At 42.1% G+C, this 15,328-nt stretch carries 13 protein-coding genes; 12 read left to right on the plus strand and 1 reads right to left on the minus strand.

Translation table 11 applies throughout. The features are described from left to right. Positions 1-1,446 carry a serine hydrolase domain-containing protein gene (locus tag POV27_RS19195; RefSeq protein ID WP_272864417.1) on the minus strand — a complete coding sequence of 482 codons (1,446 nt, stop codon included), beginning with the start codon at positions 1,444-1,446 and terminating at the stop codon, positions 1-3. A 182-nt stretch (positions 1,447-1,628) separates the two neighbouring features. On the opposite strand from POV27_RS19195, the gene POV27_RS19200 reads away from it, so the two are divergent. From POV27_RS19200 to POV27_RS19255, 12 genes are all read left to right on the plus strand, one after another. Then, entirely contained in the window at positions 1,629-2,606 is a 978-nt protein-coding gene (locus POV27_RS19200) for a calcium/sodium antiporter (RefSeq protein WP_272864418.1), read from the plus strand. A 198-nt stretch (positions 2,607-2,804) separates the two neighbouring features. Further along, complete coding sequence (locus POV27_RS19205; protein ID WP_272864419.1) at positions 2,805-4,991, plus strand: glutamine synthetase III family protein; 2,187 nt, start codon at positions 2,805-2,807, stop codon at positions 4,989-4,991. Positions 4,992-5,566: 575 nt separating this feature from the next. Continuing rightward, positions 5,567-6,547, plus strand: a complete 981-nt coding sequence (locus tag POV27_RS19210) for a hypothetical protein (protein ID WP_272864420.1) — start codon at positions 5,567-5,569, stop codon at positions 6,545-6,547. Positions 6,548-6,596: 49 nt separating this feature from the next. Next, positions 6,597-7,652, plus strand: coding sequence for a hypothetical protein (locus POV27_RS19215; protein ID WP_272864421.1), 1,056 nt, complete (start codon positions 6,597-6,599; stop codon positions 7,650-7,652). Between the two features lie 60 nt (positions 7,653-7,712). Continuing rightward, a complete protein-coding gene (locus POV27_RS19220) occupies positions 7,713-8,531 on the plus strand; it encodes a hypothetical protein (RefSeq protein ID WP_272864422.1) in 819 nt (272 codons plus the stop codon). A gap of 110 nt (positions 8,532-8,641) precedes the next feature. Then, positions 8,642-9,145, plus strand: a complete 504-nt coding sequence (locus POV27_RS19225) for a hypothetical protein (RefSeq protein ID WP_272864423.1) — start codon at positions 8,642-8,644, stop codon at positions 9,143-9,145. A gap of 8 nt (positions 9,146-9,153) precedes the next feature. Beyond that, entirely contained in the window at positions 9,154-9,930 is a 777-nt protein-coding gene (locus POV27_RS19230) for a CsgE family curli-type amyloid fiber assembly protein (RefSeq protein ID WP_272864424.1), read from the plus strand. A gap of 10 nt (positions 9,931-9,940) precedes the next feature. Continuing rightward, a complete protein-coding gene (locus POV27_RS19235; RefSeq protein WP_272864425.1) occupies positions 9,941-10,333 on the plus strand; it encodes a curli production assembly/transport component CsgF in 393 nt (130 codons plus the stop codon). A gap of 20 nt (positions 10,334-10,353) precedes the next feature. Beyond that, complete coding sequence (locus POV27_RS19240) at positions 10,354-11,772, plus strand: CsgG/HfaB family protein (protein ID WP_272864426.1); 1,419 nt, start codon at positions 10,354-10,356, stop codon at positions 11,770-11,772. Positions 11,773-11,784: 12 nt separating this feature from the next. After that, positions 11,785-13,305, plus strand: a complete 1,521-nt coding sequence (locus POV27_RS19245) for a carboxypeptidase-like regulatory domain-containing protein (protein WP_272864427.1) — start codon at positions 11,785-11,787, stop codon at positions 13,303-13,305. Between the two features lie 90 nt (positions 13,306-13,395). Beyond that, positions 13,396-14,574, plus strand: coding sequence for an AIR synthase related protein (locus POV27_RS19250; protein ID WP_272864428.1), 1,179 nt, complete (start codon positions 13,396-13,398; stop codon positions 14,572-14,574). A gap of 178 nt (positions 14,575-14,752) precedes the next feature. Further along, positions 14,753-15,328, plus strand: a complete 576-nt coding sequence (locus POV27_RS19255) for a hypothetical protein (RefSeq protein WP_272864429.1) — start codon at positions 14,753-14,755, stop codon at positions 15,326-15,328.

Genomic DNA, 15,328 nt, shown 5'->3' on the forward strand with positions numbered 1-15,328 from the left:
TTATTTTCTTTCTTCCAGTTGAATGCCATCCAGTTTTAATTCGCCTTGTTGTGTTTCTACGAAACCAAGGAACAGATTGAGGGATTCTGTTGGGGTATTTACTTCGGTAAGGATTTCATCATCTTCGACTAAGATCCCGGAGATTTTTCCATCCTTTAAACGTTTTTTAATCTTTTCGAGGTATTTGAAATGGGTGTCCATGGGTACGGCATTCAGAAAGTTTTCAGAAGCATATTCGTTTAATAAGGACTCCCACATTTCTGGATTGCCATCCCGAATGGCCAAAAATGTATCCATTACAAAGTCGTCTATTTCCGATTCTTCCAATTCATTCTCCATATCCTCTGGGAGTAGGGGTTCAAAATCCTCTACCAACAGCAATCCGGCAATCTGCATAGCAACCCGTTCGGTGTGGCCCGAACTGCTATTGGACATGAGGATGATCGTAATATCTTCGGTGAGATAGCGGAGCATATCGGCAAAGAATACGCTGTTTCCACCATTGTGGGTAATGAGTTGGGTGTTTCGTGGCGTAGGAACGATGACCCATCCGTATCCATAGTGGGATCGTCCGTCTTCATCCTCTTTTATATGGGGATGGTAGTATTTTTCTTTGGCCGAAGCATTTAAAAGATCATCGGTTAGCAGAGCTTGGTGCCACCTATACATATCGCCCACGGTAGAGAGAATACCCCCATTTCCCTTTAGATGTAGATAGGGTTCATCGCCATCCCAATGCTGCTCATTGGGTCGTCCCAATGCCCTGTCACTCTGATAACCAACGGCAACCGTTTTCGGATCCCAATTAGGGAGGGAGTATCCTGTATGTTTCATGCCAGCTGGCTTAAATAGCTGTTCCGAAAGGAATTGTTCATACGACTGCCCGGATACTTTCTCCAAAATAAGTGCGAGTAAGCTATAGCCTATGTTGGAATAGTGGTATTTAGAACCTGAAGCATGCAATAGATCCGTTCCCCAAACTCGATTCAGGAAATCCGTTTCGGAAATGGCATTGTAATCATTGCCAACCGATTCGATAAGCCCTGAGGAATGGGATAACAATTGATGGAGGGTAATGTCTTTTTTGTCGTCGGGTACATTTTCGAAATAGGAGGAAAGGGTGGTGCCTAATGATAATTTGTCCATCATTTCCAACTTCAGAATACCTGCAGCGGTAAACTGTTTGGTAATGGAACCTATATCGTATACGGTTTCTTCGGTATTGGGGATGCTGGCTTCCCTGTTGTTGCTTCCATATCCTTTGGCGAATAACTCTCCTTTATAGTCTACCAGTACAGAACCCGAAAAGCCCTGCAAAGAAATCTCTTGAAGGTAAGGGGCCAACCGATCCAGTTTGCTTCCGCTCACCTGCGACAGATCCTTCTCTTTTTCTTGACAAGAAAGGACTAAGGCCGTAACCAAGAGTACAGTTAAAATCTTATTCATGAAACGTGTTTTGTGATTGATGATAAGCAAACTTAAAACTATTTTTATAGTTATACAACTATTTTTGTAGTTAAATAACTGCTAAAGTAGTTATGTATTGTGTGTTTGTTAAAAAAAAATTGAAATCTAGGATAGGGGGATATATTCTATACCTATATATAATGGTATATTCGCGCTAGCTTATGAGTGTACTGTACATACTATTGGGACTTACCCTGTTGGTGGTAGGTGGAGAATTTCTAGTAAGGGCATCTGTGGCCCTTTCCTTTAAGTTGAATCTTTCGAGAATGGTTATTGGTCTCACTGTAGTTTCCTTTGCCACCTCGGCACCGGAGCTATTGGTAAGTGTACAGGCCGCCATGGATGGTTATTCTTCCATTTCCTTAGGGAATGTCATAGGAAGTAACATTGCAAACATTGGATTGGTCTTGGGTATTACAGCCGTGATTGCTCCCTTGGCCATAGACAAAGACTTTTATAAGTTCAATTGGCCGGTGATGATGTTGCTCTCCATTGCCCTGTACTTTTTATTGAACAACGACAACCAAATAGATACGACCGAAGGAATAGCCCTGGTCCTTGCTTTGATTACCTATCTATGGATTTTAATCGCCCGAGCCCGAAAGGCAAATAAGAATGAGGTTTCTGAAGAGGTTGACGATACCTTGGCAAAAGTATCGGGGGTCAAGATCTTTCTTTGGTTGGTCATTGGTGGATTGGCCCTTTGGGGTGGGAGTGAACTTTTGGTAAAGGGAGCTGTAGACTTGGCTCAGACTATGGGTGTGAGCGAAGGGGTTATTGCCGTTACCATGATTGCTGTAGGAACCAGTGTTCCAGAGTTGGCTGCTTCGGTCATTGCGGCCCTTAAAAAGGAAAAAGCACTTTCGTTGGGGAACCTTATCGGTTCCAACATTTTCAATATTGCTTCCGTACTGGGAATCACAGCTATTATTCAGCCTATATCCATGATGGATGAAACTGGAGTCCTAACCCAGGATGGGGTCAAGGTACTTACGCATGATATATTCTGGATGGTAGGATTTGCGGCTGTTCTTATTCCTTTAGCCTTCTTGCCCAAGCGTTTTAGCATAGGGCGTTATAAAGGATTGCTTATAGTAATTGCCTATGCAGTCTTTGTAAGTCTTGCTTTTATCAAATAATACCTACTAAAAATTCAATTTTTTATACTAATTATTGAAAATCTTCAATTTTGAGGGGGTTGTCAACATAATTTTTCACTTTTTTGATAACTTACCCTAAAAAAATAGGGGGTATCTCTCCAAAAAGTATATTTTTGCCTCGTTAAATTGAAATTTCTGAATCAATTCAGAGCCAAACCCTTAAAAAGTACATAAAAAATGTCCACATTAAGATTTCAAGCAATCAAAGAGAGCCTAAACAGACCTTTGGTAGAGGTAAATGAGGCGGAACGTCGTTCCGCCATTTTTGGCGACAATGTATTCAATGAAGCGGCGATGCGTCAGTACATCACCAAGGAATCATTCAAAAGTGTAATCGATGCCGTAGAGAACGGTTCTAAAATAGACCGTGGCGTGGCCGACCAGATTTCCACAGGAATGAAGGAATGGGCAATTTCCAAAGGAGCGACACACTATACACACTGGTTCCAGCCGTTAACCGGTTCTACTGCAGAAAAGCACGATGCCTTTTTCGAAACTACTGGCGGTGGTGGTGCCCTAGAAAAGTTTGGAGGTGGACAATTGGTACAACAGGAGCCAGATGCTTCTTCCTTCCCAAATGGAGGAATCCGTAATACCTTCGAGGCACGTGGATATACCGCTTGGGATCCTACATCCCCAGCTTTCATTTATGGAACGACCTTGTGTATCCCAACTGTATTCGTTGCGTATACCGGAGAAGCTTTAGATAACAAAACCCCTTTGTTACGTGCGTTGCAGGCCGTAGATCATGCAGCCACCGCCGTAGCAAAGTATTTCGATAAAAATGTAACCAAGGTAAATCCTACCCTAGGATGGGAGCAGGAATATTTCCTTATTGATAAAGCGTTGGCAAAATCCAGACCGGATCTAAATTTGGCTGGAAGAACCCTATTGGGTCATGCCTCTGCAAAAGGGCAGCAATTGGATGACCACTATTTCGGTTCCATTCCTACCCGTGTCCTTAATTATATGAGAGACTTGGAGAACGAGTGTATGCTTTTGGGAATTCCTGTAAAGACGAGACACAATGAGGTAGCTCCTAACCAGTTTGAGTTGGCACCTATTTTTGAGGAAGCCAACCTTGCTGTTGATCACAACTCCTTATTAATGGATGTGATGAACAAGGTTGCAGACCGACATAGCTTTAAGGTATTATTGCACGAGAAGCCTTTCGCGGGAATCAACGGTAGTGGTAAGCACAACAACTGGTCTTTGGCGACCAACACGGGTGTCAACCTATTGAGCCCGGGAAGTACTCCTATGAAAAACCTTCAGTTCCTTACCTTCTTTATCAATACGATTAGCGCGGTAAACGAATATGAAGAATTGTTGCGTTCTGCCATTGCCAGTGCGAGTAACGATCACCGATTGGGAGCTAACGAAGCACCTCCAGCGATCATTTCTGTATTCATCGGGTCTCAGTTAACAGCTGTATTGGACGAATTGGAAAAACTAAAGAACGGAAAATTATCTCCAGAAGATAAGACCGAATTAAAATTGAATGTGGTAGGGAAGATTCCGGAGATCCTATTGGATAATACCGATCGTAACCGAACCTCTCCATTTGCCTTTACAGGAAACAAGTTCGAATTTAGAGCCGTTGGTTCTACAGCGAACTGTGCTAAGCCTATGACTGTATTGAATGCAATCATGGCGAAGCAGCTTATCGATTTCAAATCGAAAGTGGACGCACTTATAAAGGACAAGGGAATGAAGAAAGACGATGCGATCTTCAATGTATTGAAACAATATATTAAGGATTCCAAGCGCATCCGTTTTGAAGGAGATGGTTATGGTGAAGCCTGGGAAAAGGAAGCTGCGAAGCGAAAGTTGAGCAACAACAAAACCACTCCACAGGCATTGAAGGCCCAAGTGTCTAAGAAAACCATCGCATTGTACGAGGAACTAGGTATCATGAGTAAGGTAGAGATCGAAGCGCGCCATGAGATCGAGGTAGAGGAGTACGCCATGCGTATTCAGATAGAAGGGCGTGTATTGGGTGATATAGCGAGAAACCACGTAATTCCTACGGGAATCCATTATCAGAACATCTTAATTGAAAATGTTCAGGGATTGAAGGATATCTATGGTAAAGGCTTTAAGAAGTACGCTGGTGAGCAAATGGAGCTTATCGAAGCCATAAGTGGACACATCGCTAAGATCAATAAAGGAATCACCGATATGATCAACGAACGCAAAAAAGCCAATAAGCTAGAAGATACAGAAAAACGCGCCTTCGCTTATTGTGATAAAGTGAAGCCTTACTTTGATGAGATTAGGTATCACTGCGATAAATTAGAACTCTTGGTAGATGACGAAATTTGGCCATTGACCAAGTACAGGGAACTATTGTTTACACATTAATAATTGTTGGCAAATAATTGTAGGGCCCCGCGAGAAATCGCGGGGCTTTCTCTTTTTATAGACATGTAGGAAATTACACCGAAAGGTATTCCTTAACCCTATGAAAATGAGTAGCTAAGTACTTATATATCTGATTTTCAAGCAGAAAAGCGGCATTTTTCGAATTGTAAGAAAACTACGGTAATTTTAACAAAAAATTAACATTTCGAAATTTAGGTGCTTTTTGTGCCTTTCGCCGATTTTTTAATGTGGGTCATCCAACAACCAAAATTCCTTTAACGCGTAAATTCTTACAAAACGTTTTCGACCCCGAATGTGTACGTATTAGTACGTATATAACTTACGGTTTTTTTTCACATCTTTGAAATGCAATTGACCGTTGAAAAGCAAAATCACAACTAGTCATAACCCTTCAACGGATTGCATTCTCCTCAACATAAATTATCCCAAACAGCCCCGGGTTGTTCGTACGCTTTTGTATGAACGACACAACGTTCTACCGCTTAATTTGAGCGGCTTATAATATGTGTAATCTATTGTTTAACAATTATTTATTAACCTTTATCAATTTAATTATGAAAAAACTAATGTTAAGTGCGGCTTTCATCATGTGCGTAGCGACTATGTTCGGGCAAATGAATGTGAGCACTGTGACCCAGACGGGCAATGGCAATGGCTCGGCTGTTAACCAGAGTGGTTTTATGAACCTTTCTGATGTAGACCAAACAGGAGACGGAAACTCTGCCGAAGTTGATCAATCAGGTGTGACCAATGATTCTGATGTAGATCAGATTGGTGACGACAACCAATTCGATGTGGATCAGGTTGGTACAGACAACGAAGCAGATGTGTACCAAGAAGGTAACCGTAACCTAGGAGGAGGTCCTTCTTTAAACTGGGGAACTGTACAACAAGGAGAGCGTAACTACTCTACTACTTCTTCTGTAGGAGACGATAACAACGCCGGTACAGCTCAAGTAGGTGCTGATAACACTGCTGCTATCGATCAAGCAGGTAACCGTAACATGGCCAATGGAGGAAACTTTGGTATTTTCCAAATTGGTGATGAGAACGACTACACTACTACTCAAATAGGAGACGATAACTTCGCAAACACTACTCAGTTCGGAGACCGTAACAACGGAAACTTCCTTTGGGGAACCCGTCAGCAAGGAAATGGAAACTCTGCTACGAGTGACCAAGATGGAGACGATAACGACTCTGGAACAGGTCAGTTTGGAGATGGAAACATTTCTAGCATCGTACAAGTAGGTAACCGTAACGACGCCAATGGATCTTTCTATGGTAACTTCCAAGTAGGTAACGGTAACACCGCTGCTATTTCTCAAACGGGAGATGACAACGACGCTCAGAATACTCAGTTAGGAGATGGTAATGACGCTACTGCAACTCAGGACGGTGTGTTCAACTTCAGCCGTATTACTCAGGATGGGAACTTCAACTTCGCTAACACTAGCCAAACAGGATCTTCTCACTCTAGTATTGTAGACCAAATTGGAAACGGAAACGGTTCTGTAGTAACTCAAAGTAACTAATAATAAATAAGTATTTAATTAACCAAATTTTAATAAACAAACAAGAATTATGAAAAATTTAGTATTAACAGTGGCCGCTCTTTTCTGTGTAGCGATCGCTTTTGGACAAGGGAACATCAGTACAGTTACCCAAACAGGTAGCGGGAACAGTTCTTCTGTAAGTCAGGCAGGTTTATTGAACCTTTCTGATGTAGATCAAACTGGAGACGGAAACGCTTCCGAAGTAACTCAAAGTGGTTCATTCAACGACTCTGACGTAGATCAGATCGGTGATGACAACGATTTTGATGTAGATCAAGTAGGTGCTGATAACGACGCTGATGTATACCAAGAAGGTAACCGTAACTTAGGTGGTGGTCCTTCTCTAATCTGGGGTACGCGTCAGTTAGGTAACGAGAACTACTCATCTACATCCTCTATTGGAGATGACAACAACGCTGGTACGTCACAAGAAGGTGATCGTAACTGGTCTGTTATCGACCAATTGGGTAATGGAAACATTGCTAACGGAGGTAACTTCGGGGTTCGTCAGATTGGAGATGACAACGACAACCTTACTCAGCAGTATGGTAACGGAAACTTCTCTAACTCTTTCCAAACTGGAAACATGAACCACTTCATCACTACTCAGACTGGTGACGATAACTCTGCTGTTTCCGATCAGGATGGTAACCGTAACCAAGGTGGTGGACCTGGATTAATCTGGGGTATCCGTCAGGATGGTAACATGAACACGGCTTCTAACGATCAGGATGGAGACGACAACGACTCTGGTACTGGACAGTACGGAGACAGAAACTGGTCTTCTATTTCTCAGGACGGTAACCGTAACCTTGCTAACGGAGGATTCTTCGGAAACTACCAAGTAGGAAACGATAACATCGCAGACATTTCTCAAACAGGAGATGACAACGATGCTCAAAATAGACAAGAAGGAGATATGAACGAAGCGTATACTACTCAAGGTGGTGTATTCAACTTTAGCCGTACGCTTCAAGTTGGTGACTCTAACTTCAGTACTGTAAGCCAAAGCGGATCTAGTCACAACAGTCTTGTTGGACAGTTCGGTAACGGAAACAGCAGTTCTGTATCACAAAGTAACTAACCAATTTTTAAAGGTCCTGTGGGCCTAAGAATCTGCAGGACCTAATATATCTTTCTAACTATGAAAAAAGTTCTAATATATGCGGTAGCCCTTCTCATTGGAGGAGTGTCCTATGCGCAAATGAATACCAGCGATGTGTATCAGCTCGGGAGCGGTAACGATTCCGATGTGACACAGGTTGGGTACATGAACAACTCCGATGTTGACCAAATAGGGGACGATAACGATAGTGACGTCCTTCAATATGGAGCCAATAACACTAGCAACGTTCTTCAAATGGGGAACTCTAATACGGCTTTTGTTTACCAATCGGGTGACTTCAATGGAAGTGGAGTTGGCCAAAATGGTGACGATAACGAAGCGTATGTGTCGCAAGTGGGAGCTGGTAACGGATCATTGGTGATCCAGAACGGAGATAGAAACTACTCCGACGTGGACCAAGACGGTACAAGCAATACTTCTGGTGTTGCTCAAACCGGTGACGACAATGAAAGTTACGTTGAACAGGATGGAACGCTCAACAATAGTAGCGTATTCCAAAGTGGTAACAGAAACTACAGTGAAGTAGACCAAACTGGATTCGGAAACTTTAGTGACGTAAAGCAGTTCGGTGACGATAACGATAGTGATGTTGACCAAACAGGAGATTATAACATTAGTGGAGTAATCCAAACAGGAAATAACAACGATAGTGTTGTATACCAAGATGGATTATTCAATTCCAGTACTGTAGCACAAACTGGTGATGACAATTACAGTAACGTGTATCAGGACGGAATTGGTAACACAAGTACAGTTTCTCAAACGGGAACTGGACACTCCAGCTATGTTACGCAACTCGGAAACGGAAACGGTTCCGTAGTTACACAGAGTAACTAAGAAAAAGGATAGTCGCTTTTAACTCCTTACAAAAAGGTGTAAGGGTGGAACTCCCGCCCTTACCCTTTTTAATTATTTTGTATATTTATAGAAAGCATATAATTGCAGCTATGTGGAATAAACTAACCATATTATTAATCTTTGCGGGCGTAATGGCTTGTGGAACTGCGTTGGGGCAGACGTATCGCACCGATAATTCCGAAGCACTGCTACGAAGTGTGGAACGGGAAAGTGTTTCTTCGACTGCAATTTCCCAAACCAGTACACAACAAGCTGCGTCGAGCGCAATTTTTATCGAGCAGATTGGGGATGATAACAGAATCACTGCAAACACGGATGCCAATAGTGTATCCTTCAACTTTCTTCAGAGAGGAGACGCTAACAATATTTACCTTAATGTAAAGGCCGAAGCTATTAACGAAACGGTGATCCAGAATGGAGATCGCCATAGCTTTGTAGACTTCAGCAGTGGTAGTAGCGTTCACAACTTACAATTGATTCAGGATGGAAATGGGCAAAACCTTACCCTGTACGGGAAAAATTCCATTTCTGAAGAAATGAAGATCAATATGACCGGGGATTCCCAGTCCATCATTATTAGAAACTTCAACTAGCAGATATCATGGATCGTGCTGCGATTCTCATTGCTTTATTGTGTTTCTCCCTCTTTTCCGCCGGGTGTCACGCCCAGATTTACAATGCCGAAATCGAGGCCAAGATCGATATTGTTTCTAACGGAGAGTTTTATGATGTTACCGGCTTTGCTATCAACAAAACCGATGGTGATAAGTCGTTGCGGTATGTTCTAAGCATATTCAAAAACGATTCTATTGGTAACAACCTTTCCAAAGACGAAAAAGCCGATCGTGTTGTATTGCGATCTGGTGAAAAGAAACGCCTTCCTACTTTAAATGTAAATGCCAAATTGCAAACGCGTACCATTGCGTTGCTACTCATTTACGACAAGGATGATAGAATTCTTGGGAAAGACCGAATTATAATGAATGAAATAAAAGACACTGAGGTAGAAAATAAAATTGTAGAACAGAATAACTCTATCTCGGATGACAAGGTATACAGCGGAGCCGATGGAGTGGTCCTCAAAGGGATTGTGGTAGAAAATACCAAAACCAAACCTGGTAGGGATTTTTATAGAGACTATGCGCAGCAGTATAATTTGAATCAAATTGAAGGTGAAGAAGTCGTGGTGGTGAATGAGGTATTTGGCTTAGGCACAAGCACCAAAATACAGGTGCAGGTAGGAGATGCCATCATCTTTCAATTTTTTGTAAACCCAAGAGCAGATTTTTTGGACCAGATGGTGCAATCTGCCATATGGAGAACCAATACGTACTTTAACCAATTGAGGAAAAGTAGGAGTTTGGTTAAAAAGTATTAGATTTATAGATATGAAAACAATCCTGACCCTATCCATACTGTTTGTTTCCTTTGCTGCCTTTGGGCAACAATTGGTGTACAAACCCGTGAACCCCGCATTTGGAGGGGATACATTCAATCATCAATGGCTTCTTAATGCGGCGAACGCCCAGAATTCTTTTACGGATCCTAACGATAATGACGAACGAACCGATTTACAGGAATTTACCGATGATCTAAACAGACAATTGCTCAACCAATTGGAGCGAAGTATTTTTTCCAGTCAATTAGGAGATGGCCTCGAGGAAGGAACCTTTACGTTTGGAAGTTTAGAGTTGGAGATTTTCGATTCGGGAGAAGGTCTCGTCATTAATATTCTGGATACTTCCACCGGGGAACAGACACAGATCATCGTTCCTAATTAACAACAACCTATATATTCTTAATGAAGAAGCTATTCTATTTATTGGTTGCAAGCCAGCTATTCACGGCCTGCGGCACCTATTTCAACCAACCCTATAAACCGGAGAACGCTCGTATTGGGGAACGTACCCCTAGAAGTCAGATTCTGGAAGATTTTCCATTACCACAGGAACCTGTAGTGGTTGGGGTGTATAATTTTAAGGATCAGACTGGGCAATATAAAAGTGTGGAAAACGGAAGTACGTTTAGTACGGCGGTGAGTCAGGGTGCCACGACCATGCTTATAAAGGCCTTAGAAGATTCTAAATGGTTTACTCCCATTGAAAGGGAGAACCTTAACAACTTATTGAACGAAAGAAATATCATTCGAACCACTCGGGATGAGTTCAGAAAAACGACCAATCCCAACGAACCCAAATTACCTCCCTTGTTATTTGCAGGGATTTTGTTGGAAGGGGGAATTGTTTCCTACGATTCTAATATCGTAACGGGAGGAGTAGGCGCTCGGTATTTTGGAGTGGGTGGTTCTACCCAGTACCGTCAGGATAGAATAACCATTTACCTAAGGGCGGTTTCTACGGCCAATGGTAAAATTCTTAAAACGGTCTACGTTTCCAAAACCATACTTTCACAGGCTGTCGATGCCAGTTTGTTCCGTTATGTGAATTTCCAACGATTATTGGAAGCGGAAACGGGGATGACGAAAAACGAACCCGTACAATTGGCTATGAAAGATGCTATTGAAAAGGCTGTAGAATCGTTAATTATAGAAGGTATCATGGACCAGTTGTGGAGCACCCAAGAAGGAGGCGATACCAACCAAAGGCTGGTAGATGCCTATTTGGAAGAAAAAGCTTTAGAAGAATCCACGTTATTGTACAGCAGACGCCAACGTGCCCGCGATTTCTATGGTACGGTGAATGCTTCGGGTTTCGCAACCATTATGAATGGTGACTATCAAAAGAAACCCTTGTCGTATGGAGGCTCTCTGGGATATTCGCATAAACTCGCCAACCATTTCAACATCAATGCGAATTTCACCTATCAGAATTTTGAAAGTAGTTTCAATTTCGACAAAGAGTTCTTCAGTACGGATCTAAACTTAGAATATATTGTATTGCCATACGATAACTTTACGCCATTTGTATATGGCGGGGGTGGAGTACTTTTCGACCCCGCGAGCACACAATCTCCTTTTGGGAAGTTAGATCCCGCGCCTAAAGTACAAGGCGGGGTTGGTGTCATTGCACAACTAACGGACCGATGGGCAATACGTGGATTCTTTGAATCTGACCTTCTCTTTACAGACGAACTGGATGGTCTGGAAAACGGAAAAAGGGACGATTATTATTACAACTTTGGTTTGGGTGTTAGTTTCTCTCTTGGTAAAAAGAAGAGGACAGCACCATTGGAAATTGAGGGAATTGGTAATTCTAACTAAGGTAAATTAGAAATGAAAAAGATTATATATATACTAGGTCTTATAGCAGGAATTTGTGTAGTGTTTAATTCTTGCTCCGAAGATGGACTGGCCGAAACAGGATCGGGAACATTAGAAGGGAAGGTGGTTATGGAAGGGTCCAATACCCCGATTGCCAATGCAAAGATTACCACCAATCCGGTAACCAACACAGTGTTTACAGATGAGAATGGGAACTTCTCCCTTGGGCAGGTGCAGGTAGGGGACTACTCGGTACAGGCAGAGGTGGACGATTTCATCACGGGTTTTGAACCTGCCAATGTGCAGGATGGAAGAACCATAAATGTCGTATTTGAGCTTTTGGAATCTTCGGTGAACAATATAGAGCCTTTGGCACCTGTATTAGTATTTCCAGCAGATAATGCCAATGGAATTGATACGCAAGTGGATTTCATTTGGAACTCTTCCATGAATGATACAGATCCTATTGTGTATACCTTCGAGCTGAGAAACGGAACGACCAATGAAATCATGATGGCCGAAAACCTTGAGGATACGACCTATTCGGTATCGGGATTGAGTGTGGGGACCAACTATTTCTGGCAGGTAACCGCTTCGGACGATGTGAACGCGCCCGTAGAGAGTGCATTGAGCAGTTTTACTACGGTAAATTTAATAGATAAACGCTTCTTCTTTGTTCGCAAGGAAGGAGATAACAATGTCATTTTTTCTGGGGATGATATATCGGAACAAAATGGGGATCCAGATCAAGGAGTCTTCCAGCTTACGGCTTCTACTCAAAATAGTTTTAGGCCAAGAAAAAACCTTCAAACCAATAAATTGGCTTTCCTCAGAACTGTAGGAGCAGATACCCATCTGTTTACGATGAATTTGGATGGAACCGAAGTAGATCGGGTTACCAACGAAGTGCCTGTTGCTGGTTTTAGACAAGATGAAGTAGACTTTGCTTGGTTCAATGGAGGGCAGAAACTTTACTATGCGAACCTCAATAAAATGTATTCCATAAATGTCACGGGAACAGGTCGTTCTTTGGAATACCAAGTGGCACCGGATAGGTTCATTTCAGAGATAGACACCAACGAAGCCAATGATTTTATTGCCATTAAGACCAACGATGCTAGCGGTTATAATGCACGAATTGTTATCATAGATCCTAGCGATAATAGTGAAGTAGCCGTGGTTATTGAGAATCAACCAGGTGCTGTGGGAGGAGTAGATTTCTCCATAGATGGTACTAAATTGCTGTATACATGGGATGTGTCTGGTTTTGAAAGTGCATCATACCGCCAATTGGATAGCCGGATTTTCGAATATGATTTTAATACGGCAATCGCTACGGAGCTGGCTACCGATAAGCCATCAGGCACCAATGATCTGGATGCACGGTACTCTCCGGACGAAGGCGCGGTTATATTTATGAATACATCAAACGATGGCGTTTCCCAGAGAAATATTTACAAGTTTGTGTTCAGCGATGTGCTTCAATTAAGAAAGTTGCTGTTTACCAATTCGTTCATGCCCGATTGGGAATAACAAAATAACTAACAACTTATGAATAAAAAAACGTCCCTTATTTTCGGGACGTTTTTTCATTGTGTATTTTTGCCTCACTAATACACCAGAATGAGCCAAGATATTTCGAAGCGCTATGCCCAAAGAGGGGTTTCTGCAGGAAAAGAAGATGTGCACAATGCCATTAAAAATGTAGATAAGGGTCTGTTTCCCAAAGCCTTCTGTAAAATTGTCCCCGATTATTTAACGGGAAGTGAAGATCATTGCTTGATCATGCATGCCGATGGGGCGGGAACAAAATCTTCCTTGGCGTATATGTATTGGAAAGAGACGGGTGATCTATCGGTTTGGAAAGGAATCGCCCAAGATGCACTCATTATGAACATCGACGACTTACTTTGTGTAGGTGCTGTAGATGAAATCCTTTTGTCTTCAACCATAGGAAGAAATAAGAATTTGGTGCCAGGAGAGGTCATTTCGGCCATCATTAATGGTACGGAAGCGCTTATTTCTGATTTGGAAAAATTTGGGGTGACCATTCGTTCCACGGGAGGTGAGACCGCAGATGTTGGGGATTTGGTGCGTACTATCATTGTAGATTCTACCGTTACGGCTCGCATGAAGCGGGAAGATGTAATAGATAATGCGAACATTCAAGCAGGCGATGTTATTGTGGGGCTGGCGTCTTTTGGTCAGGCCAATTATGAAACGGAATACAATGGAGGCATGGGAAGTAATGGACTTACTTCGGCCCGACATGATGTGTTTCATAAAGTATTAGCCGAAAGATTTCCGGAGAGTTATGATGCTGCGGTGCCAGAAGATTTGGTGTATTCCGGTTCAAAGAAATTAACGGATGCCGTAATGGACAGTCCGTTGGATGCAGGTAAGTTGGTGCTATCGCCTACGAGGACCTATGCTCCGATCATAAAAGAAATACTTTCCAAAATAAATAAACAACAAATCCACGGGATGGTACATTGCAGCGGGGGAGCTCAAACCAAAGTACTGCACTTTGTGGACGATGTGCACGTTATTAAAGACAATATGTTCGACGTGCCACCACTATTTCGACTCATTCAGGAGGAAAGTGGTACCGATTGGAAAGAGATGTACCAGGTATTTAATATGGGGCATCGTATGGAATTGTATGTGGACGAAAATATCGCTTCCGATATCATTAATATTTCGAAGTCCTATGGGGTAGAGGCTCGAATTATTGGAAGGGTAGAAGCCTCTGATTCCAAGAAATTAACCATTAAATCAAAATATGGTACATTTGATTATTAACTAGTTAACCCTTTTTTTAGGTATGCTCCCCAGTATAACGAAAGCAAACTATCTTCCGATTTTAAAAATTATTTCAGTCATTCTGTTGGCATTTTGTATATACGCAAAGGCCTTTTATGAGGATGACTATTTGTATAGGATTACACGAATAGTAATCTGTTTTCTCTTCCTTGGCTTTATGTATTTTTATGGAAAGAAGCAGGTAAATACGTTGTTGGCGCTTTTCCTATTTTTCTACGGTCTTTCGGGAATTGCGATTTTATGGTATGAGGAAGACCTTTTCGCCACACTATCCATGTTCCTCAATTTCGTAGCTTACTTCATGTTTGTCAGGGCTTTGCTCCCTAAAGTGAGCTTCAAGAAAATGAATTTCTATTTCGCATCGGTATCCATCATTCTCATCCTGGTGAATGTGTATATGCTCTATCAATTGATATTCATGATACAGGAATATACCTTGAGCCCTGCTCATTTGGTAGCTATTCTTTTGTTCGCGATGAGCTTTATCGCTACAGGATTTCTCACACTGTTGTACAATCACACCTACAGTACCAAGAATTCTTTTGTCTTCACGGTCGCCATTTATTGTATTGTTTTTTCCGAAGTACTTAGTGCCATGGGGTACTATTTTGAAATGGGAACTATGGTAATTTATGTTTCCAGAGCCCTATTAATAGCTGGAGCAGCTATATTGACGCATTATGTGTTACTGAAGAAGACAGAGAAGGAAGCCCTGAGCAGAAGACTGTTTTAG

It is taken from the genome of Aureisphaera galaxeae (genome assembly GCF_028561275.1).
Lineage (GTDB): Bacteria > Bacteroidota > Bacteroidia > Flavobacteriales > Flavobacteriaceae > Aureisphaera > Aureisphaera galaxeae.

Excerpts from the sequence above, each read along its gene's own strand:
- POV27_RS19195 (WP_272864417.1), bottom strand. The coding sequence starts at position 1,446 with ATGAATAAGATTTTAACTGTACTCTTGGTTACGGCCTTAGTCCTTTCT.
- POV27_RS19200 (WP_272864418.1), top strand. The coding sequence starts at position 1,629 with ATGAGTGTACTGTACATACTATTGGGACTTACCCTGTTGGTGGTAGGT.
- POV27_RS19205 (WP_272864419.1), top strand. The coding sequence starts at position 2,805 with ATGTCCACATTAAGATTTCAAGCAATCAAAGAGAGCCTAAACAGACCT.
- POV27_RS19210 (WP_272864420.1), top strand. The coding sequence starts at position 5,567 with ATGAAAAAACTAATGTTAAGTGCGGCTTTCATCATGTGCGTAGCGACT.
- POV27_RS19215 (WP_272864421.1), top strand. The coding sequence starts at position 6,597 with ATGAAAAATTTAGTATTAACAGTGGCCGCTCTTTTCTGTGTAGCGATC.
- POV27_RS19220 (WP_272864422.1), top strand. The coding sequence starts at position 7,713 with ATGAAAAAAGTTCTAATATATGCGGTAGCCCTTCTCATTGGAGGAGTG.
- POV27_RS19225 (WP_272864423.1), top strand. The coding sequence starts at position 8,642 with ATGTGGAATAAACTAACCATATTATTAATCTTTGCGGGCGTAATGGCT.
- POV27_RS19230 (WP_272864424.1), top strand. The coding sequence starts at position 9,154 with ATGGATCGTGCTGCGATTCTCATTGCTTTATTGTGTTTCTCCCTCTTT.
- POV27_RS19235 (WP_272864425.1), top strand. The coding sequence starts at position 9,941 with ATGAAAACAATCCTGACCCTATCCATACTGTTTGTTTCCTTTGCTGCC.
- POV27_RS19240 (WP_272864426.1), top strand. The coding sequence starts at position 10,354 with ATGAAGAAGCTATTCTATTTATTGGTTGCAAGCCAGCTATTCACGGCC.
- POV27_RS19245 (WP_272864427.1), top strand. The coding sequence starts at position 11,785 with ATGAAAAAGATTATATATATACTAGGTCTTATAGCAGGAATTTGTGTA.
- POV27_RS19250 (WP_272864428.1), top strand. The coding sequence starts at position 13,396 with ATGAGCCAAGATATTTCGAAGCGCTATGCCCAAAGAGGGGTTTCTGCA.
- POV27_RS19255 (WP_272864429.1), top strand. The coding sequence starts at position 14,753 with ATGTATTTTTATGGAAAGAAGCAGGTAAATACGTTGTTGGCGCTTTTC.